18 protein-coding genes, 1 tRNA gene, 1 pseudogene and 1 riboswitch are annotated in these 21138 nt (G+C 51.3%); of the genes and pseudogenes, 17 read left to right on the top strand and 3 right to left on the bottom strand.

Annotation, left to right across the window (positions count from 1 at the left end; genetic code table 11):
* Positions 1 to 4: 4 nt before the first annotated feature.
* The 13 genes from cobN to cobM all read left to right on the top strand — a co-directional run bounded on the left by cobN (position 5) and on the right by cobM (position 15305).
* Entirely contained in the window at positions 5 to 3796 is a 3792-nt protein-coding gene (cobN, locus tag CRO57_RS05020; protein ID WP_097152255.1) for a cobaltochelatase subunit CobN, read from the top strand.
* Positions 3793 to 4416, top strand: coding sequence for a cob(I)yrinic acid a,c-diamide adenosyltransferase (gene cobO / locus CRO57_RS05015; protein ID WP_244580011.1), 624 nt, complete (start codon positions 3793 to 3795; stop codon positions 4414 to 4416). Before cobN ends, cobO begins: the two co-directional genes overlap by 4 nt.
* A 90-nt stretch (positions 4417 to 4506) precedes the next feature.
* Positions 4507 to 4727, top strand: a riboswitch (cobalamin riboswitch).
* A gap of 163 nt (positions 4728 to 4890) precedes the next feature.
* Entirely contained in the window at positions 4891 to 5685 is a 795-nt protein-coding gene (locus CRO57_RS05010) for a DUF4198 domain-containing protein (protein ID WP_097152254.1), read from the top strand.
* 62 nt (positions 5686 to 5747) lie between these two features.
* Positions 5748 to 6395: a cobalt transporter CbiM gene (gene cbiM / locus CRO57_RS05005; RefSeq protein WP_097152253.1), complete on the top strand. Its 648-nt coding sequence runs from the start codon at positions 5748 to 5750 to the stop codon at positions 6393 to 6395.
* Positions 6392 to 7093, top strand: coding sequence for a cobalt ABC transporter permease (locus tag CRO57_RS05000; protein ID WP_097152252.1), 702 nt, complete (start codon positions 6392 to 6394; stop codon positions 7091 to 7093). The genes cbiM and CRO57_RS05000 overlap by 4 nt, the downstream gene beginning before the upstream one ends.
* Positions 7093 to 7896 (top strand): cobalt ECF transporter T component CbiQ, encoded by an 804-nt coding sequence (gene cbiQ / locus CRO57_RS04995; RefSeq protein WP_210200757.1) that lies wholly within the window; start codon positions 7093 to 7095, stop codon positions 7894 to 7896. Before CRO57_RS05000 ends, cbiQ begins: the two co-directional genes overlap by 1 nt.
* Entirely contained in the window at positions 7880 to 8545 is a 666-nt protein-coding gene (locus tag CRO57_RS04990; protein ID WP_097152251.1) for an energy-coupling factor ABC transporter ATP-binding protein, read from the top strand. The genes cbiQ and CRO57_RS04990 overlap by 17 nt, the downstream gene beginning before the upstream one ends.
* Before the next feature lie 276 nt (positions 8546 to 8821).
* Positions 8822 to 9925, top strand: a complete 1104-nt coding sequence (locus CRO57_RS04985) for a sirohydrochlorin chelatase (RefSeq protein WP_097153205.1) — start codon at positions 8822 to 8824, stop codon at positions 9923 to 9925.
* A gap of 6 nt (positions 9926 to 9931) precedes the next feature.
* A complete protein-coding gene (locus CRO57_RS04980) occupies positions 9932 to 10612 on the top strand; it encodes a precorrin-8X methylmutase (RefSeq protein ID WP_097152250.1) in 681 nt (226 codons plus the stop codon).
* Between the two features lie 33 nt (positions 10613 to 10645).
* Positions 10646 to 11929 carry a precorrin-6y C5,15-methyltransferase (decarboxylating) subunit CbiE gene (gene cbiE, locus CRO57_RS04975; protein ID WP_097152249.1) on the top strand — a complete coding sequence of 428 codons (1284 nt, stop codon included), beginning with the start codon at positions 10646 to 10648 and terminating at the stop codon, positions 11927 to 11929.
* A gap of 2 nt (positions 11930 to 11931) precedes the next feature.
* Entirely contained in the window at positions 11932 to 12636 is a 705-nt protein-coding gene (gene cobI / locus CRO57_RS04970) for a precorrin-2 C(20)-methyltransferase (RefSeq protein WP_097152248.1), read from the top strand.
* Positions 12627 to 14483 (top strand): precorrin-3B C(17)-methyltransferase, encoded by a 1857-nt coding sequence (gene cobJ / locus CRO57_RS04965; RefSeq protein ID WP_342068269.1) that lies wholly within the window; start codon positions 12627 to 12629, stop codon positions 14481 to 14483. Before cobI ends, cobJ begins: the two co-directional genes overlap by 10 nt.
* Before the next feature lie 27 nt (positions 14484 to 14510).
* Positions 14511 to 15305, top strand: a complete 795-nt coding sequence (cobM, locus tag CRO57_RS04960; RefSeq protein WP_097152247.1) for a precorrin-4 C(11)-methyltransferase — start codon at positions 14511 to 14513, stop codon at positions 15303 to 15305.
* A 98-nt stretch (positions 15306 to 15403) separates the two neighbouring features.
* Here cobM and CRO57_RS04955 read toward each other — a convergent pair whose 3' ends face one another.
* On the bottom strand, positions 15404 to 16723 hold the full coding sequence (locus CRO57_RS04955; RefSeq protein WP_097152246.1) for a cobyrinic acid a,c-diamide synthase CobB: 1320 nt from the start codon (positions 16721 to 16723) through the stop codon (positions 15404 to 15406).
* 87 nt (positions 16724 to 16810) lie between these two features.
* Entirely contained in the window at positions 16811 to 17659 is an 849-nt protein-coding gene (gene cobA / locus CRO57_RS04950) for a uroporphyrinogen-III C-methyltransferase (protein ID WP_097152245.1), read from the bottom strand.
* Positions 17660 to 17739: 80 nt separating this feature from the next.
* Between cobA and CRO57_RS04945 the strand changes: the two genes are divergently transcribed.
* The 3 genes from CRO57_RS04945 (at position 17740) to CRO57_RS04935 (ending at position 20157) form a co-directional block, all read left to right on the top strand.
* The gene (locus tag CRO57_RS04945) at positions 17740 to 18846 is read left to right on the top strand and encodes a cobalt-precorrin-5B (C(1))-methyltransferase (RefSeq protein WP_097152244.1); all 1107 of its coding nucleotides are present in this window, start codon (positions 17740 to 17742) and stop codon (positions 18844 to 18846) included.
* A gap of 20 nt (positions 18847 to 18866) precedes the next feature.
* Complete coding sequence (locus CRO57_RS04940; RefSeq protein ID WP_097152243.1) at positions 18867 to 19637, top strand: cobalt-precorrin-6A reductase; 771 nt, start codon at positions 18867 to 18869, stop codon at positions 19635 to 19637.
* 310 nt (positions 19638 to 19947) lie between these two features.
* Positions 19948 to 20157, top strand: a complete 210-nt coding sequence (locus CRO57_RS04935; protein WP_097152242.1) for a cold-shock protein — start codon at positions 19948 to 19950, stop codon at positions 20155 to 20157.
* A gap of 384 nt (positions 20158 to 20541) precedes the next feature.
* Here CRO57_RS04935 and CRO57_RS04930 read toward each other — a convergent pair.
* Positions 20542 to 20617: transfer RNA gene (locus tag CRO57_RS04930), tRNA-Glu, on the bottom strand.
* Positions 20618 to 20838: 221 nt separating this feature from the next.
* Here CRO57_RS04930 and CRO57_RS04925 point away from each other — a divergent pair.
* Positions 20839 to 21096, top strand: a pseudogene (locus CRO57_RS04925) (transposase); the annotation flags it as partial.
* Positions 21097 to 21138 lie beyond the last annotated feature (42 nt).

Raw genomic sequence — 21138 nt, 5'->3', positions numbered from 1 at the left:
CCTTATGCACATTCTTGCCCCACAAGCCGGTCGTATTGACGATGGTGATGAAGCTATCGATCTGGGTCAGAGCCCGGGGGATATTCTCTTTCTTTCAGCTGCGGATAGCGAGTTATCCGCTCTGGCTGATTGCGCCCAGTTGCGCAATGAGAATGCGCCGAGCCTGCGGCTTGGGAATGTGCTCTCGCTGAACCATCCTTACTCAGTCGATCTGTATGTGGAGCAAACAGCAAAGCATGCCAAACTGATTGCCTTACGCATTCTGGGGGGCGAGGAATATTGGCGTTATGGCCTTGAGCAAATGCAAAAGCTCTCGCGTGGCCATGAAATCGCATTGGCGGTCATGCCCGGTGATGACAAATGGGATTCTGACTTGGCTGGATGGTCCAGCTTGCCTCAAGATCAAGTCCGTCAGCTCTGGCGCTATTGTGTAGAAGGTGGTCAGGAGAACCTCTCCAACGCCCTCTCCTTTGCCGACTATCTGATTGGCGCAAATGAGAGTAGCCCCGGCCAACCCAAAGCCTTGCCGCGCATGGGGCTTTGGTGGCAAGGACAAAGCCTTGAAGGTATGGATGCAATTTCGACGCACATTAATAAGCAAGTCGTCGCGATTGGTGAAGCACCAGTTTTTGCTCCCGTCATGCTTTACCGCTCACTCGTGCAGAGTGCGATGATGGCTCCGGTTCAAGCGTTATGCGATGCACTATTTGCCAAAGGCGCAATTCCGCTCCCCATCTTTGTGCCAAGTTTGAAAAATGCCGAGGCGCAGGAATTCCTATCGGAGCTCTTCGCTCGCTTTCGGCCTTCGGTCATTCTCAACACGACGGCCTTTGCCATTTCCAAAGCTGGACAGGCTTATGAGCCAACTGTGTTGGACAAGCCAGGAGCTCCAATCTTGCAAGTCATCTTGTCCAGCTCCTCAGAAGAAGCTTGGCAGGAAAGCCCACGCGGTCTATCGGCTCGTGATCTGGCCATGCATGTGGTGTTGCCTGAACTCGACGGACGCATCCTCAGTCGCGCAATCTCCTTCAAGGAAGAAAGTGGCTTTGATGAGCGCACGCAGAGCAATCCCGTTCGTTATGTCCCAAAGGTTGATCGTGTTGCTTTTGTCTGTGAGCTTGCAATGCGCTGGGCGCGTTTGGAACAGAAAAGCCAAGCAGAACGTAAGGTCGGTTTGGTGCTAGCCAATTATCCAAACAAGGATAGCCGCATCGCCAATGGCGTTGGCTTGGACGCTCCCGCTTCCGCCGTCATCATCATGAAGCAGCTGAAAGAACTTGGTTATTTCATTCAAGATGAACCAAGCGACTCCGATGCTCTCATGGCGCAGATTTTGGCTGGCCCGACCAATGCCTATGGGACCAGCATTCGTGTCTCTGATAATGCTTTGGCTTTGGATCAATATGAAGCATTCTTTGCTTCATTACCCAAGGCAGTGCAGACCCAGATATCGGAGCGCTGGGGAGTACCTGCCAATGACCCGATGGTCGCAAATGGTGCCTTCCAGCTCCCCATTCATTGCTTTGGTAATGTGGCTTTGGGCATTCAGCCAGCACGTGGCTATAATATTGACCCAAAAGAAACTTACCACGATCCGGATCTGGTACCACCGCACAATTACTTCGCCTTTTATTTCTGGATGCGGGAAAGCTTTGGCATTGATGCGGTCATCCATGCGGGTAAGCACGGCAATCTGGAATGGTTACCAGGTAAAGCCCTTGCCTTGAGCGAGGCCTGTTACCCGGAAAGTGTGCTTGGTCCCCTACCCCATCTTTATCCTTTCATTGTCAATGATCCCGGTGAAGGCTGTCAGGCCAAACGCCGTACCAGTGCTGTGATCATTGACCACCTGACGCCTCCGTTGACCCGCGCTGAAAGTCATGGTGTCGGTGAAGAATTGGAAGCTTTGGTCGATGAATTCTATACCGCACAAGGGGTTGATCCACGCCGCGCTGAAAAGCTGATGGAAGAAATTCGCTTCCTTGCTACGCGTACAGGATTGGACAAAGATGCAGGGATTGCTGAGGAATTCTCAAACACCGAAGCCTTGCAACAATTGGATGCACATCTTTGCGATTTGAAAGAACTGCAAATTCGCGATGGCCTGCACATTCTTGGACAATCTCCAACGAGCGATCAGCTCACCGATCTACTCATCGCGATCGCTCGCGTTCCCCGAGGATCTGAATCGTTTCAGCAAAGCTTGCATCGCGCATTGTCGATAGATCTCAGCTTATCACTGAATGGTAGTAATTTTGATCCGCTGGATTGTGACTTTGCTGCGCCTTGGGACAGTGAAAAGCCCGATATACTGAGCCAACTAAGCAGTGATCTCTGGCGCAATGCAGGCGATAGCGTCGAGCGACTGGAACTTCTTGCGCAGAAGATTGTTTCCAATGAAATGGAAGCGTCTTCTCATTGGCAGCAAACACTCACTGTTCTTGGCTGGATCAATGATGAGCTTCGTCCGCTCATTGCCTCTTGTGGGCCAAGCGAACTGGATGCCATCACCAAAGGACTGGGGGGCAAGTTCATTGCTCCAGGACCATCTGGTGCACCAACGCGTGGTCGGCCGGATGTTTTGCCAACCGGCCGGAACTTCTTTGCCGTTGACGTGCGTTCCGTTCCATCCAAAACCGCCTGGGCTATTGGCGAGCTTTCAGCCCAGCGTTTGATCGAGCGACATTTTCAGGATGAAGGCGAATGGTTGCAAGCCATTGCTCTCACCTGCTGGGGCACAGCCAATATGCGCACTGGTGGCGATGATATCGCCCAAGCGCTCGCTCTCCTTGGTGTACGCCCGGTTTGGGAAGCCGCATCTGGTCGTGTCACTGGCATTGATGTGATCAAGCTTTCCGAGCTTGGTCGCCCGCGTGTAGATGTGACCTTACGCATTTCGGGCTTCTTCCGTGACGCCTTCCCACACCAGATCGATTTGTTCGATAGCGCCGTACGTGCCGTTGCAGAGCTGGATGAGCCAGCAGACGCAAACCCGATTGCAGCCCGGGCCAAAGAGGAAATGGCCAAGGCGATTGAAAACGGCCTTGATTGTGCTCACGCCAAGCGTCAGGCAACATTCCGTGTTTTTGGCTCCATGCCCGGAGCATATGGGGCCGGCTTGCAGGCATTGATCGACGAGAAGCTCTGGGACAAACGTTCAGATTTCGCTGACGCCTTCATCGCCTGGGGTGGTTTTGCTTATGGGGCTGGCGAATATGGCAACAAAGCCGCCGAACAGCTAAAAGCCCGCCTCGGCCAAGTCGATGCGGTGGTTCAGAACCAGGACAACCGTGAGCACGACCTTCTCGATTCTGATGACTATTATCAGTTTGAAGGTGGGCTTTCCGCCAGCGTGGAAGCCTTGAAAGGGTCTGCTCCCAAAATCTATCACAATGACCATTCTCGTGTCGAGCGACCGGTCATTCGCACCTTAGATGAAGAGATTGCGCGCGTGGTTCGCGGTCGCGCAGCCAATCCCAAGTGGATAAATGGAGTGATGCGGCACGGCTATAAAGGCGCATTTGAGATGGCAGCGACGCTCGATTATCTGTTTGCCTTTGCCGCCACAACAAACGCTGTTGGAGACCATCATTTCGATCAACTTTATTCCGCCTATATTGATGATGAGACCGTTAGGGATTTCCTGATGGAAAAGAATCGGCCAGCTTATGATGATATGATTGATCGTTTTCTGGAAGCCATTGATCGCGGTCTTTGGACCCCACGTTCCAACAGCGCTGCCTTTATGCTGCAGACTGCCAGCAACCAAAACAAACAGGAGGATGTCGCATCATGACAAAAGACATGACCCCGGAAGAACAAGATGCTCGTCACGCAGAAAAAATGAAAAAGAAGAAAGCAGCTCGAGATAAGATCCTGGCCACCAAAACCATCGAAAAAGGCTTGGTGATTGTTCATACCGGCAAGGGCAAAGGCAAATCTACCGCCGCCTTCGGAATGGCCTTCCGCCAGATTGGCCATGGCAACAAGATTGCCGTCATCCAGTTCGTCAAGGGTGCTTGGAATAGTGGCGAAAAGGCCGTTCTGGAGAAATTCCCTGAGCTGGTGACCATCAAGGCCATGGGCGAAGGTTTCACCTGGGAAACACAAGATAGGCAGAAAGATATCGAGAATGCAGAAGCAGCCTGGGCAGAAGCCAAGAAGGCTATCCTTGATCCCGAAATTCGCTTCGTTCTGATGGACGAGCTGAATATCGTTCTGCGCTATGATTATTTGCCAATCGATGAAGTGACCTCTTTCCTGCAGAACGAAAAACCCGAAGACACCCATGTTGTCATCACCGGCCGAAACGCCAAAGATGAGCTGATTGAAATTGCAGATCTGGTCACCGACATGACACTGATCAAGCACCCGTTCCGCTCAGGCGTAAAAGCTCAGGAAGGCATTGAATTTTAACTTAAAAAAGTCTTTTCATATGAAAAGATTGCAAACTTTTTCCTTCATTACCTGCAACCATTTATCTGGTTGACAATGAAGGGATCAGCTTTTAACTGTGACACAGATGGTTTGCCTCCCCCGAGAGTGGTGAGGTGATGAAAAGGGAACATGGTGAGGCGTACCCAGAAGGGACCGAATCCATGGCTGCCCCCGCAACTGTAAGCGGTGAGCAAAGGATGCGAATGCCACTGGCCTGATTTAAGGCTGGGAAGGTGCATCCCGCGCCAAGACCCGCGAGCCAGGAGACCTGCCATCTTTGGTGCGGCTGTTGCAAGACAGCACTCTCTCTATCAAGACGCCGGGGTGTGCGTTAGGTGACGAGACAAAGATGGAAATTGGTAAAGTCAAAAGCCACCCTCCATCCCTCTCCTCTCCAATCGTTCAAAGCCTTTCGCGTCTCCAAATAATGCGACTTCGTTCGTTGGAGGCAAAATGACATTTTTGAAAAAACTGGGTCTGGCAACTGCCGCCCTCGCTCTCTCAATCTCTTCTTCTTCTGCCCATTTTGTTCTGGCCTATACCCCAGAGGTGAATCTGGAGCGCGCAGGCGATGTTCCGCTCAAACTGATCTTCTGGCATCCGTTTGAAAATGGTCATGTGATGGATCTGGCAAAGCCGGAAGCCGTTTACATGATGCATAAAGGCAAGAAGATCGATCTGATGGACAGCCTGAAGCCGATCACATTCAAGGGCGCAAGCAATGAAGCCAAGGCCTTTGATGCCACGGCAAAGATCAAACGCAACGGTGATTATATCATAGTGGTTGAACCTACTCCTTATTACGAGGGGAGTGAGGACATCTATATTCAGCAGCTGACAAAGAGTTTCCTGAACAAAGGTGGTATTCCAACCGGTTGGGAAGAACCACTTGGTCTCGCTACCGAAATTGTACCGCTGAACAAACCAACCAATATTCTGGCAGGCTCCACCTTTACCGGTCGCGTTCTCGCTGAGGGCAAGCCTGTTGCCGGCGCTGAGATAGAGATCGAATATATGGCTGCAGAGCCAAATATGGAAACCAACAGCCCCAAAGACCCAAAGGCCAGCCCTATGCCAGGCGGCGCTGTTGTTGCTCTGTCCGATGAGAATGGCTATTTCTCTTTCGGCATTCCAAAGGCAGGATTCTGGGGCTTTGCAGCCCTTGGCTCTGGTCCGAAAAAAGAACATGAAGGCAAAGAGCTTTCCCAAGATGCCGTCATTTGGGTTCGCGCTTATGACGTCAAATAATTCGCTTGAGGGGTGGTTCGCCACCCCTCGTACCCGCAACCAGATACCGGAGAGGACAGCCCGTGCATATCATAGATGCAGCTTTGACCAATGATGTCGTCATTGCTGGCGGTGTCCTCACTGTTGCAGGCCTCGGACTTGGATTGCGCAAACTGGACATGGATCTAATCCCTGCTGCTGGTGTTTTAAGCGCGACTTTCTTTGTTGCATCCCTGATCCATGTTCCTATTGGGCCATCCAGCGTTCATCTGATCATGAATGGTCTCGCCGGACTGATTTTGGGGTGGGCGGCATTTCCTGCGCTGTTTGTCGGTCTATTATTGCAAGCAATCTTCTTTGCTTTTGGTGGCATCACCGTATTGGGTGTAAATGCAGTCAATATCGCCGGACCTGCCGTTATTGTCGGGTTGCTATTCCGTCCATTCGTGATTGGAGCCAGTTCAGCAGTCATGGCAGCAATCTTTGGCGGATTGGCTGGAGCGTTGGCCATCTCTCTGACAACATTATTCGTTGGCATCTCGTTGGCGCTGTCAGAAGAATCCCTCATCCCTGCCGTAAAGCTTGTGTTCCTGGCACATATTCCCGTGATGGTCATTGAAGGATTGCTGAGCGCAGCCGCTGTCTATCTGATTTATACGGTCAAGCCGGAGCTCTTTCAGGTGATGAGCCAACTCAATATGAGACAAGTTGATACGGAGGAACGGTCATGAGACTTCTCTCCAAAATAATTTTCGGCCTTGCTTTGGCGCTGTCTATTTCCATCAGTTCCATGCCCGCATTTGCCCATAAAGTGATTGCCTCGGCTTACGCCGAAGGAAACGCTGTTGAAGGCGAGATTGGCTTTTCCAATGGCGACATGGCCAAGGATGTTGTGGTCGAAGTCTTGGATGATGATGGCAACAAACTCGGCGAGACCAAGACAGATGAAGAAGGCATTTTTCGCTTCACACCGACCAGCCTTATTCCCTTGACCTTCAGAGCGGATCTGGGCCAAGGGCATGTCGCTGTCTATCGCATGGCTGAAGACGAGCTTCCTCAAATTGAAGACGCAGCGAAACCTTCAGCAACTCAAGCATCCATGGTCAAACCTGTTGGTGATACAGGCTCTTCAATCAGCTCCAGCAGTCAGGTCATTGCAAATGATGCAATGATGCAGATGATCAATACTGCAGTGAAAACTGAGGTGGCTGCTTTGAAGTCCGAATTGCGCATGGCCGTGCGATTGGAAACCAAGCCGCTTCGTAAAGAAATTGCGGCTTACAAGGAAAAGAATGATCTTCAGACCATTTTGGGTGGGATTGGGTACATCATAGGCCTATTCGGCATTGGCTTTTATGTGGTAGCCAGACGGGAAGCTCAAAAGATGAAGACAAATGGCAGCTCTTCTAACAAAAGTGAGGCCGCTTGATGAGTGATATACTGGAGCAAGCTGGCCGCGCCTATGACATAACAGGGCATGAGTTACCAACTGACCATATGTGGATCCGTCGGTTGGATCCGCGTGTGCGGATTGTGGCTCTTAGCGCCTATGCTATCACACTCGTTCAGCTTACCAGTATCCCTCTACTTCTAGCAGCTTTGGTGCTGTCTTTTGCCCTGATGAGCCAAGCCAGGCTACCAGTCGGCCCCACCATCAAGCGCGTGGCCATGATGGATAGTTTCATCATCTTCATGCTGGTGATGCTTCCCTTCACCATGGCGGGCACACCGCTCTTTCATGTCTTTGGTTTTGCCGCTTCCTATGAAGGTGTGATGAAAGGCATTGATATTTTGCTCAAGGCCAATGCCATCGTTATGGCGACGCTCGCCTTACTCAGCACCTTGGAACCGGTCACGCTGGGGCACGCGCTTGCCCGTCTCAAGGTCCCTGCCCCTTTGGTTCACTTGCTTCTCTTCACTGTACGCTATATCGAAGTGCTCCATGAAGAATATAACCGTCTGCGCACTGCAATGAAGTGCCGAGGATTTCAGCCTGCCAATCGCTGGCATAGTTACAAGAGCTTCGGCTATCTGGTTGGCATGCTTCTCATTCGCTCATTCGAGCGATCAGAACGCATCATGCAGGCCATGAAATGCCGTGGCTTCAATGGTCAGTTTCATCTACTTGACCGCATGGCATTTGACCGCCTTGATGCTGTTTTTGTCGGTTTTGCCAGCCTGACAATGCTGACGCTGTTGGCTCTGGAGATATTGAATGTCCTCCCTTCTTGAGCTCAATGACATCCGCTTTGCCTATCCGGGGTTCGAGCCTTGTCTGAATGGTGTCAGCTTGAATCTGGAGGACGGAGAACGTCTCACCCTGACCGGTCATAATGGTGCTGGCAAGAGCACTTTGCTGCATATCATCGTGGGGCTGCACAAAGCACAAGGCGGTACGATCAGAGCCTTCGGCAGCGATTACAAATTTGAAAAAGAATTTCGGTTACTGCGCCGGCGCGTCGGCCTTGTTTTCCAAGACCCGGATGATCAGCTCTTTTGTCCGACTGTCGCCGAAGATATTGCATTTGGTCCGCTCAATCTTGGCTACTCCAAGACTGAAGCCATGAAGATCGTCGACGAGACACTCGCCGAGCTCAATCTGTCGGCTTTTCGCGATAGAGTGACGCATAAGCTATCAGGCGGACAAAAAAGACTGGTATCATTGGCGACGGTCTTGGCTATGAAACCAGAAATTCTGTTATTGGACGAGCCTACCAACGCTTTGGATGAGAAAACGACAAAACGTCTGATTGACATTCTTGTCAACTTGCCCCAAGCCATGGTGATCGTTTCCCATGACCGGCAGTTTCGTGCTGCAGTGGAGACCAGAAGCATTCAACTGGAAGCCGGATGCATTCTGTCAGAGTCTGAAGATGCCTGAAGCGGCATGATGCAGACACAAGGTTTCCCGTTTGGCCATGCCTGAAGACAGGCGCCGGACAACTTTCGCAGTGTTCCCCTTGAGGGAACTGAAACACATGCCAGTGCGGTTGATCCAATTCGGAGACCAAGTCTGGCCTGCAGGAGAGATTGACAGGTTGGAGAGTTCCAACCCTGCCCTTTTCCATCCCTGCATTTTAAGGACCAGCCGAGCGATCGGCCAATGAGATAGGGATTTGACGTGACTCAGGACGCCCCAAAAGAAAAACTAGGCCTGATGATTTGTGGCCACGGCAGCCGCAACAAAGAGGCTGTTGGCCAGTTTGCCAAGCTGGCAGAACGTCTGGCACCACGCTTTCCGGATTGGCCTGTTGATTACGGCTATCTGGAATTTGCCAATCCCGTTCTCTCCAATGGTTTGGACAAGCTGGTGGAGCAAGGCTGCAATCATATCCTTGCTGTTCCAGGTATGCTGTTCGCAGCAGGCCATGCCAAGAATGACATTCCGTCTGTTCTGAACGCCTATCAAGCCAAGACACCTGGCGTGAAGATCACCTATGGTCGAGAATTGGGGCTGGATCTGAAAATGATCAAGGCTGCTTCTGCCCGCATTCAGGAAGCTGTTGATGCGGCCAATGAAGAGCATGGCGAACTGCCATTGTCCGAGACCATGTTGATGGTGGTTGGACGTGGTGCATCTGATCCTGATGCCAATTCCAATGTCAGCAAATTGATGCGTATGCTTTGGGAAGGTATGGGTTTTGGCTGGGGCGAGGTTTGCTATTCTGGCGTGACATTCCCACTGGTCGAACCTGGGCTGGAGCATGCTGCTCGCCTTGGTTACAAGCGGATTATCGTCTTTCCTTATTTCCTCTTCACCGGCATTCTGATCCGCCGCATCTATAACTTCACCGATGAAGTTGCCGCACGCAATCCAGATATCCAGTTCATCAAAGCTGGCTACCTGAACGATCAGGATTATGTGATCGAAACCTTTGTTGATCGCGTTCAGGAAATTCTGGATGGCACTAATAATATGAACTGCCAGATGTGCAAATATCGCGCGCAGGTTCTTGGCTTTGAAGATGAAGTCGGCTTGAAACAGGAAAGCCATCACCATCATGTGGAAGGTGTTGAGACCGCTGATTGCGAATATTGCACGGATAATATGTGCAATAATGAGTGCCTGAAGCATGGTCCTGCGCAGCACGGTCATCATCACCATGATCACGATCATGGGCACCATCATCACGGTCACTCTCACAGACATGATCACTCACACGATCATGGACACAGTCATGACCATGATGATCACCATCATCATCCTTATCCTCATGCAGATCACCCACTTGGGCCAAACAGCATGTATAAAAAGGACTAGGGAGCGATGCTGGCCACGCCGACCTACGACTATATCAAATCACCTCAAGGCATCTATGAGGAATCCTTTCGCATCATTCGCGAAGAGGCTAAGCATGACTTAGCCTCCCTCCCTGATGATTTGGGTCCCGTTGCCGTACGTCTGATGCATGCCGTCGGCATGACCGATCTGGTCCCCGATTTACGCTTCAGCAATGCCGCCGTGGCGGCTGGCCTGTCTGCCCTCAAAGAGCAAAGGCCAATATTGGTGGATGCACAGATGGTTGCGGGCGGAATTACCCGGCGGTTTCTTGATGTGGAACAGGGGGGCAATGGCAATGAGGTTCTTGTCACGCTGAATGATCCGAGTGTATGGGATTTGGCAGCGCGAATGGGTACCACTCGCTCTGCAGCAGCTTTGGAACTTTGGCGACCTCATCTGGACGGAGCCATTGTTTCCATTGGCAATGCTCCGACCGCTCTGTTCCGCTTGCTAGAGATGATCAAGGAAGGCGCGGCCAAGCCCGCTCTCATTCTTGGTTTCCCCGTTGGTTTTGTCGGCGCTGCTGAATCCAAAGAGGCTTTGGCTGAGGAAGCACAGGAACTTGGTCTTGACTTCATTACCCTGACCGGTCGGCGTGGTGGAACTCCCATGGCAAGCAGCGCTGTGAACGCATTGGCCCTGATGGCTTTGGGGCGCGAAATTTAAAAGGCATCTCCATATTATTGGAGGGATTATTTCATGAGCAACGAAAAACCAACCAGCACTCGACCCGAACCTTGGATCTCGGTGATTGGCATCGAGGAAGATGGCGTAAGAGGGTTGTCTGATCTTGGACTGTCCCTGATCAAGGATTGCGATATATTGCTGGCTGGCCAACGTCATCTGGATATGGTGTCAGATGATCTCAGCCCCAAAGCTGAGCGTATGACTTGGCCATCGCCTTTTTCATCCACCTTTTCGATAATTGCCGAGATGAAGGGCAAGCAAGTTGTCATTCTGGCAACTGGCGATCCGATGTTTTGCGGCATTGGCGGAACGCTAACGCGTTTCTTTGACTGGTCCGAATTAAGGGTCCTTCCAGCCAAATCTGCCTATAGCCTAGCTGCAAGCCGTATTGGTTGGCCGCTCGACAAATGCTCTCTTCTGACCATACATGGCCGCGATCCAGCGGGCATTGTCCCGCATATTCAACCGGGCGCAAAATTGATCATTCTTTCCAAGAATGGCGGTTCCCCCAGTCTCTTGGCGTCCAAGCTCTGCGAGATCGGAGCGAATGATGCAGAGATTACCGTGCTGGAACATATGGGTGGTGAGAAAGAAAAGATCATTGAAACCAGCGCTCATGCGCTGAGTGAGGCAGGTGACGCCCTGCCCTTTGCAGATCTCAATGTCATTGCCGTCGAAATTCCATCCGATTTCAGAAACTGGCTCTCCACCAGTCCCGGTTTGCCAGATGATGCCTTTGAGCACGATGGCAAGATGACCAAGCGCGATATTCGTGCCAGTGCTTTGGCGAAACTCGCGCCACGCCCCGGCGCCCATCTTTGGGATGTTGGAACTGGATGTGGGTCCATTGCCATCGAATGGTTACGCGCCGCTCCAAACACGTCTGCCATTGGTCTGGAGCCTCAAGAAAAGCGTCGCGCCTTTGCCAAGCACAATGCAAAGACCTTGGGCGTGCCACGCCTGCAACTGATCGATGGAACCGCTCCAGATGGCTTAATGGGGTTGGATGGCCCGGATGCGATTTTCGTCGGTGGAGGTCTATCGAGCGAGACCCTGAATTTCTGCCTTGATGCTTTAAAGCCAGGTGGGCGACTGGTTGCCCATGCGGTGACACTCTCGTCGGAAGCTCTTTTGCTTTCTTGCTTTTCTGAGCATGGAGGTGAATTAACCCGGCTCTCCATTGCCAAAGCTCAACCTGTAGGCCTGCATTTTGGCTGGAAAGCGTCCATGCCGGTGACACAGTGGGTTTATGTCAAAGGTAATGACATTAAAAAACAAGAAGGATTGGCATCCTAATCATGAGCGGAACATTATATGGCGTGGGCGTCGGTCCGGGAGACCCGGATCTGATCACCATGAAAGCCGCCAAACTCATCTCGAATGCCAAGGTCATTGCCTATCCTGCTCCGGATAGTGGCGTCAGCTTTGCGCGCTCCATTGTGGCTGAGCATATCGCCAATGATGCTCAGGAAATTCCGATGATTGTGCCTATGCGCGTCGATCGCTTTCCAGCGCAGACCGTCTATGATCGGGAAGCTGAGGTGATTGCAGGACATTTGGCTTCAGGCGAGGATGTGATTGTACTTTGTGAGGGTGATCCCTTTTTCTTTGGATCCTTCATGTATCTCTATAATCGTCTGGCAGATCGCTTCAAAAGTGATATTGTTCCAGGCGTATCGTCACTGACAGCTTGCGCTTCTCGTCTGAAGCATCCATTGGCTGCGCGCAATGATGTGCTGTCAGTCATTCCCGGCCCGGCCAGTGATGAAGAATTCAAGGCCCGCCTTTCGATGGGTGGCTCCTTTGCCATCATCAAGGTAGGCCGTCATTTTTCTCGTATCCGCGCCTTGCTGGAACAGCATGGCCTTTTGGAACGTGCCGGATATGTCGAGCGCGCCACATTGGAAGCAGAAAAAGTGATGCCGCTTAAAGACGTCACCGATGATTGCGCCCCCTATTTTTCCATGATCCTGATTTATGATGGAGAGGAACCTTGGTCCTGAAGAACGAAACCAATTTTGCCATTGTTGTCCTGTCCCAGAACAGCATGGATCTGGCAAAGCAAATCAAAAACGCCCTTGGCGGAGAAAACATCTCGATACAGATCCATGGCAAAGGCGACCTGGATGGAGCTGATAGCTCCTATGGTGAGACAACTGCTCATCTCGCCTCCCTCTTTGCACAAGGCACCGGTATTATCGCTCTTTGCGCCAGCGGCATTGTCATACGAGCCCTCGCTGCGCAAGTCCGCGACAAGTTCGACGAGCCACCTGTTCTGACTGTTAGCCGTGATGGTGCGTCCGTGGTACCTTTGCTAGGTGGACATCATGGTGCCAATGAAGTTGCCGATCTGTTGGCTGATCGCCTGAAAGCCCATGCTGCCATCACAACGGCTGGCGATTGCCGTTTCAAACTGGCGCTAGACAATCCGCCGAAAGGCTGGGCATTGCAGCATCCTCGAACGGCTGGCCCCATCATGGCCCGTTTGATCGATAGAGAAGCATTGCAAGCTGACGCAGAGTTGAACTGGCTAAATGAGTCAGAGATCACATTGAATGAAACTGCTGATCTGAAAGCCATTTCCACGATCAAGGCTTTACCTGCTTCCGAAGATAGTCTTCTCTATTCGCCTAAAAGCCTTGCTATCGGCGTAGGCTGTGAGCGTGGTGTTGACGCTGGCCATGTCATCGAACTCATTGAGCGAGTGCTTGCAGACAATGGCCTGGCAAGAGAGGCTATTGCTTGTCTCTGTTCCATTGATTTGAAGAGCGATGAAGCAGCTCTGCAAGCTGCAGCCAATCATTTTGGGGCTCCCGTTCGTTTCTTCAGCGCCGAACGCCTGAATGAAGAAGCCGATCGTCTTGCTAATCCGTCCGAGGTCGTTCGAAGCGAAGTGGGATGTCCGGGCGTTGCTGAAGGCGCAGCTCTGGCAGCAGTCGGTAAGGATGGATCACTGCTGGCTGAAAAAGTGAAGACCGACAAAGCGACTTGCGCTGTAGGTCTTGCAACGAAGCCCATTGATGTTGATCAACTCGGCACTCAGCGCGGTCGTTTGTCAGTGATTGGCATTGGTCCAGGTCAGTCCGAATGGCGCACGCCAGAAGCCTCTCGCCTTGTACAAGAAGCGGAAGAGCTGGTTGGCTATGGCCTCTATATCGATCTGCTTGGCGCACTTTCCGAGGGCAAGAAACGCAGCGATTTTCCGCTTGGCGGAGAAGAGGATCGTTGTCGCTATGCACTGGAAGAAGCAGCCAAAGGCAAGAATGTCGCTCTGATTTGTTCAGGTGATGCGGGCATTTATGCCATGGGTGCCTTAGTCATGGAGCTGATGGATCGCGATGCCGATCATGGCGGTGTTTCAGATCTCGCCAAGCGGGTTGAGATCGTCAATGCTCCAGGCATTTCCGCCCTGCAGGCAGCATCTGCCCGTTTCGGCGCGTTGCTTGGCCACGATTTCTGTACGATTTCTCTCTCTGATCTGCTAACCCCGTGGGAAGCTATTGAAAACCGTCTCCACGCAGCTGCACAGGGGGACTTTGTGGTTGCTTTCTATAACCCTGTTTCAAAACGCCGCCGCACACAATTGGCTGAGGCCAAGAATATCTTACTCCAACATCGTCCAGCTAACACTCCGGTGCTTTTGTGTTCCAATCTCGGACGCCCAACAGAGGCTTTGCGCCTACGGACCTTGGCTGAGCTGGAAGTGGATGAAGTGGATATGCTGACCGTTGTGTTGGTGGGTTCTTCGCAAAGTAAAGCATTCCAGACTGGTGATCACTCCGTCGGAGATGATGGTTGGCGAGTATATACCCCACGCGGTTATGCCAAAAAGATTGACGCGGCTGAATAGGCCAATGAAAAGAAAAAGGAATTTCTCATGACTGTTCATTTCATTGGTGCAGGCCCCGGTGCTCCCGACCTGATCACCGTTCGTGCCCTAAAGCTCATTCAAAGTTGTCCGGTTTGCCTTTATGCGGGGTCGCTGGTGCCTGAAGTGATTGTAGCAGAAGCGCCAAAGGACGCGCATATTCTGGACACTGCTGGCATGCATCTGGATGAGATTATTGATGAAATCAAGAAAGCCCATGCCAAGGGACAGGATGTGGCGCGAGTTCATTCGGGCGATCCGTCTATTTATGGTGCAACTGCCGAGCAAATGCGCCGCTTGAAGGCTGAAGGCATCCCGTTTGATGTCACACCGGGCGTTCCTGCCTTCGCTGCAGCCGCTGCTGCAATTCAGACTGAACTGACCATTCCGGAAGTAGCGCAGACCATCATCCTGACCCGCACGGCAATGAAGTCTTCTTCCATGCCGAACGGAGAAGATCTGGAAACCTTGGGAAAGTCTGGCGCGACTTTGGCCATTCACCTGTCCGTGCGGAACATTCCCGAAATTCAGCGTAAACTGACACCTCTATATGGAGCGGATTGCCCGGTTGTGGTGGCCTTCCGGGTCGGCTGGCCAGATGAGATGTTCATCCATGGAACACTGGACGATATTCGTCAAAAGGTCCGCAAAGAGAAGATCACACGCACTGCACTGATTTTTGTCGGCCCTGCTCTAGCGGCAAGTGGCTTTATTGACTCCGCGCTCTATGATGCGGAATTCAGCCACGTTTTGCGTATCGGCAAGAAAGGTGAAGTGATTGAAGAGCCGGTACAAATCGACTAGGCCTCAAATCTCATCACAGCTACCTTTACCAGAAAAGGCCCGCTGTTGCGGGCCTTTTCTTTGGATCCAATCCAGCGATGAAACAGAGTTAAGGAGCATTAACCTTTTGCACCGATAATATGAGCAAAGGATCCCATGACCGACCCAATTCTTAGCCCCATGGGCGCAAGTTCCTTACCGGAAGCGTTGGTTGCATGAAAGAGGCTCTCTGCTTTCCCCTGCCAGGTGATATTGGCATAGTGGAATTCATGAGCAACGAGGCCGGGAGCCCAAGGAAGAAGTTGGTCATGATTGAGTATACGATAACCCAAATTTAATTTTGGGTTAGAAAAACTTGTAGTGATTGGCAGCAAGTTTAACATATCCTCTACCTTACTATCTTTGCCAATTATTTCCTTACCCAACACCATAAAGCCACCGCATTCACCGAAAATGCGTGTGTTGTTGCTTGCCGCCTCTCGCATGGACATTTTGAACTGATATGCCGCCGCCAGTTGCTCAAGATGCAGCTCAGGATAGCCACCTGGAAGATAGATTGCGTCGGCATCTGGATGCGGCTCCTCATCATTTAACGGAGAAAAGAACGATATTTCAGCACCTTGATCCTGCCAGTCACTCAGGACATGCGGATAGATAAATGTAAAGGCTGCGTCCTTTGCAATCGCAATATGTTGCCCTAACGGTTGCAACATACCCGGTTTTTGGACAGCAGAAACATCAGGTGCATTCAGTGGCTGCGCCAGATCAATCAATCGCTTCAGATCAATATTGGGCTCGATATGGTCCGAAATCCGATCAATCCGAGCATTCAAGTCAGCATATTCATCAGCTTGCACCAGACCCAGATGTCTTGAAGGCATTTCCAAATCCGGATTGTTCCGTACCGCTCCGATAACGGGAATATCAAGGACCTCAATTGCTTCTCTCAGCAGGCTCTCATGGTGAACGGACCCAACCCGGTTCAGAATGACCCCGGCAATCTGCAAATCAGGATCATAAGCTTTCAGGCCATAAATCAAAGCAGCGGATGTTTGCGCCTGCCCTTTTACATCCAGTACCAGAATGACTGGCAAATTCAGTATCTTGGCGAGAGATGCCGTTGAGCCTTGACCCCCAGCTGCGCCATCAAACAGCCCCATGACCCCTTCGCAAAAGAAGATATCAGCACCACCCGCATGATTGAATGCGCGTGTGCAAAGCTCTTCTGGGATCATGGCCCAAGGGTCAAGATTGATGGAGGTTTTGTGACTTGCTGCCTTGTGAAACGCCGGATCAATATAGTCTGGACCGCATTTGGCAGGAGCAACGCCTATATCATTTCGAACCAACAATCTTTGCAGACCCAAAGACAGCATGGTTTTGCCAGAATTGGAGCTGGCTGCCGCCAGTATCAGTCCGTTGGGTGCAAGATCGGTCATGGCGCCACTCCTTCGGCCTAGTCTTGTTAAGGGCTATAGACTGAGAGAGAAGACAGGGCAAGAGTAAGTCTGCCGACACCTCTTGGCTTATCCCAACGGATCGGGATTGAGTTTTTTGCCGGCTTGATGAACTCCGAGCCAATCGAGACCATCATGAAGCTTGACCACATCGCCAATCACCACCAACGCTGGGGGCTGCAGGTCACTTTCTCGCGCTTCCTGCGCAATCTTTCCCAGTGTTGATATCAACACCTGCTGACGAGCTGTCGTGGCATTGCAGACAATAGCTGCCCCTTGATCCTCGGGGCGCCCCGCCTTGAGCAATTTCTCCGTTATGCTCTCCAAGTGCTTCATGGCCATATACATGACAATCACTTGGGATCCTTTGGCTATTGCATCCCAATCCAGTGCAGTTGGCATGGAGCCTGTCTGGTCATGTCCCGTCAGGAATGTCACCGACTGATTGATGTCACGATGTGTAGCCGGAATGCCAGCATAGCAAAGCCCACCAATCCCCGCTGTAATGCCCGGTACGACGCGAAACGGCACATCAGCAGCGACCAATGCAAGCGCCTCTTCTCCACCACGACCAAAGATGAATGGGTCGCCGCCTTTAAGGCGCAGCACACGTTTGCCCTGCTTTGCCAGTTCGATCAGGCGCAAGGTGATGTCATTCTGCTTCGGTGATGGTCGGCCACCGCGCTTGCCAGCAAATTCCGTTTCAACATCGGGCTTTGCAAATGCCAGACTGTCCTCATCAATCAACGCATCATAAACAATGACATCCGCCTGACGCAGCGCATTGACAGCATGCAGTGTCATGAGACCGCGATCTCCAGGCCCTGCCCCCACAAGCCAGACATGGCCAGGCTCGAAATCAGGCAATCCAGCAAAGAGCAAGTCTGCGAAGGGACCAGGATTTACGGAGTGTGACATTTCTTGTTTCCTTTGGACCTGTGGCTGTAAACAGCACTAGATCGTGACAATGGGTCTTTTGCAGGTTTATAACCGACATTATGACTCGTGATGTGCCGCAAAGTGGAAAAAATTTACCTCTAAAACGAGGTTGGACGACAGGGGCTTGCGCCACTGCCGCAACGAAGGCTGCTTTAACGGCACTCATCAGCGGTCAATTTCCCGATCCGGTCCAAATTACTCTGCCCAAAGGCCAGGAACCAGCCTTCCCTTTAGCTATGGAGGCACTTGGGGACAATTCTGCGATCGTCGGCATCATCAAGGATGCCGGTGATGACCCAGATGTCACCCATGGGGCAATGATCAGGGCCGAAGTACAATTTGGCGAAACAGGACAAGGCATAATCTTCAAAGCAGGCAAAGGCGTTGGCACAGTCACCAAACCCGGCTTGCCTATAGAGGTCGGCAACGCCGCCATCAATCCCGTCCCCCGTCAATTGATGAGCAACGTGGTTGAAGAGCTTTGTAAAGCGCATGGATTGAAACCTGATGTAACCATCACGATATCGGTTCCAACGGGTGAGCAACTGGCCAAGAAAACGTGGAACCCAAGGCTTGGAATTCTGGGTGGCATCTCCATTCTTGGCACGACTGGTATTGTCGTTCCTTTCTCGTGTGCAGCATGGATTCATTCCATTCACCGCGGCATTGATGTTGCCCGTGCAACCGGTCAGACCCATGTTGCGGGCTGCACTGGCTCAACTTCAGAAAAGAAGGTCCGCGGGCTTTATGATCTACCAGAAAGTGCCATGCTGGATATGGGCGATTTTGCGGGTGGCATGCTGAAATATCTGCGCCGCAATCCAGTCGAGCACGTGACCATCGGCGGTGGCTTCGCCAAATTATGCAAACTGGCGCAGGGCCATATGGATCTGCATTCCGGTCGTTCTCAAGTGGATTTCGATTGGCTCGCAGAGCAATTGGCCGTTTTGAATGCCGATGATGAGTTCATCGAAGTAACGCGTACCGCCAACACTGCATTGGCAGTCCTTCGCATGGCCAATGAGAAATCTCTCCCCATTGCTGACCATGTAGCCAAGCTGGCCCATGATCAGGCCAAGAACATGTTGAAGGGAGCGGATATTCATCTCGACATTGTCGTGGTCGGACGCGGTGGCGAGTTACTCGCTCGCTACGAACCGGGCTAAAACCAGATAATGAGGCTCCTATGACGCGGATATTGTTACTGGGCGGCACAACAGAAGCCCGAGAACTAGAAGCCAAACTGACGGAGTTTTCCGAGTTTGAGGTAATTGTATCACTTGCCGGGCGAACGCAAGCAGCCCGTTCCGGAACATCCCTCAATCCAACAGATGCCACTCGCCATATTGGTGGCTTTGGCGGAGTTGAGGGACTGAAACACTTTCTAGTGCAAGAAGACATCAACATCATTCTGGATGCCACTCATCCCTTTGCCAATCAGATCAGCTGGAATGTTGTTGCCGCCAATGAGGAATTGGCGCTTCCTATTCTACGCATTGAGCGCTCCGCCTGGCAGTGGCAAGCGGGTGACAAATGGGTCCGCTCCCCTGACCTCACTCATGCTGTCGATGCCCTAACCTCAGGAAAACGCTATTTGCTGGCAATTGGTCGACAGGAAGCCCATCAGTTTGCGAGGCGCGGTGATTGCTGGTTTTTGAGCCGTTCCATCGAAGCGCTTCCCACTGAATATCAAATCCCAAATGGACAGCAGATATTATATCAGCCTGACGGCGATCTGGATGCAGAATGCGATCTTTTGGCCAAATATTCTCTAGACGGAGTTATTTGCAAGAATTCAGGCGGAGAATCAGGGTATGCGAAAATATTGGCCGCCCGGGAATTGGGGTTGATTGTCCATATTATTGAACGACCTAACAGTCCCGACCAAACTTCGGTCGACAATATAGATACAGCATTACTTTGGATTTCCAATCAATCTGTAGACAAAACTGCCTAAAAAATGAACGTATATTTTGCAAAGCAACATTTATTAATTCAGCATTTCAAAATAACATCCAATTTATCTTTTTCTTTGAAAAATCAATGCTGTTCGTGTCGTAATATTTCAGTTTGATGAAATCTCTTTTGAATTGAAAAATCACACTTGATACTTTGCTTTTATTTGATGTAAGCTTTTTTCCGTTGGTTTTTCATGAGCGTCTGGCCTTTGGCAAATTCTAGGGTGTGCCATTTCCTGACGGCGATGAGAATTGACCTCTCTCGGCATGGAGCCGAATGAGGAAGGCACTATTTAAAGGAAAGACAAAATGACAACCGGAACTGTAAAGTGGTTCAACCCAACCAAGGGCTATGGCTTTATCGAGCCATCCGAGGGAGGCAAAGATGCCTTTGTCCATATTTCTGCGGTTGAACGTTCTGGTCTGACGACCCTGAATGAAGGGCAAACCGTTGAATTCGAAATGGTTGAAGGTCGGAATGGCAAGGCTAATGCTGACAATATTAAGGTTATTTCCTAGATATTGCTATGCACTAGCTGGCAACGCTTCAAGTCAGCCAAATCAGATCGGCACGTGTCGCCCCGTCTTATTCGGCGGGGTGATGTAGCTTGCGTGGATACTACCACAGCTTAACCCGCCTTTTGTGTTAAAAATGGCGGATCATTATTGTTGTGCTGGATCGCTTTGGGTTCATATCCCTAGTGCTTCCTATCAGGATTGACGTTTATTTTTCCTGATGCAGATCTCCCCACATTCATCACCATGACATAGTCAGCAAGTTTGTTGGCGTGGAGCAGCATGGCTCTATGCACAGATGTCATGATTATTGTACAGCCAGAATACGGAATGCAGACATAATCAACTGCCTGCTTGACTGAGTGCTTCTTTATATCCGAGATAGAATGGCACGCCCTACGGGACTCGAACCCGTGTTTCCGCCGTGAAAGGGCGGCGTCCTAGACCGCTAGACGAAGGGCGCATGCCTTACAATTCCCCATCTAGGTTGAGGAAGGATCAGTGGCACGCCCTACGGGCGTGCAACAAATCCTACTATACAATGAGTTAGAACAGTCTAACCTGTCGATAGCAAGCGCTGGGAACATTACATATTTCTTTCGAATGTCCAACCATGTTTTCGATATCAACTGGGTTATTAACAGTGACCTGCGCCCCCACAACCTTAGCCAATTAAATTTAGATCGCTTCCCATGGCTACATCATGTCTTCGTTGATGGTGGCTATGCTGGCGAGAAATTGCGATCGGCATTGAGCGGCTGGACCAGCGAGTTCATCAAACGGTCAGACACGACCAAGGGGTTTGAAATCCTGACCTGACGATGGGTGGTGGAACGCACCTTTGGATGGGTAGGGCGTTGTCGCAGATTGGCAAAGGGTTGGGAATCTTCCATCGCCTGTTCTGTCGCAAGGGTCATCTGTAGAAGTCTCGATTTGATCTGACACCGCCCTCAATCAGACTGAGCTGAACGAGGGCGGGACATC

The sequence above is a fragment of the Cohaesibacter gelatinilyticus genome, from assembly GCF_900215605.1.
Taxonomy (GTDB): Bacteria; Pseudomonadota; Alphaproteobacteria; order Rhizobiales; family Cohaesibacteraceae; genus Cohaesibacter; species Cohaesibacter gelatinilyticus.
Note: the sequence above shows the minus strand (reverse complement) of the source record. Positions and strands in the feature narration are given on the sequence as shown.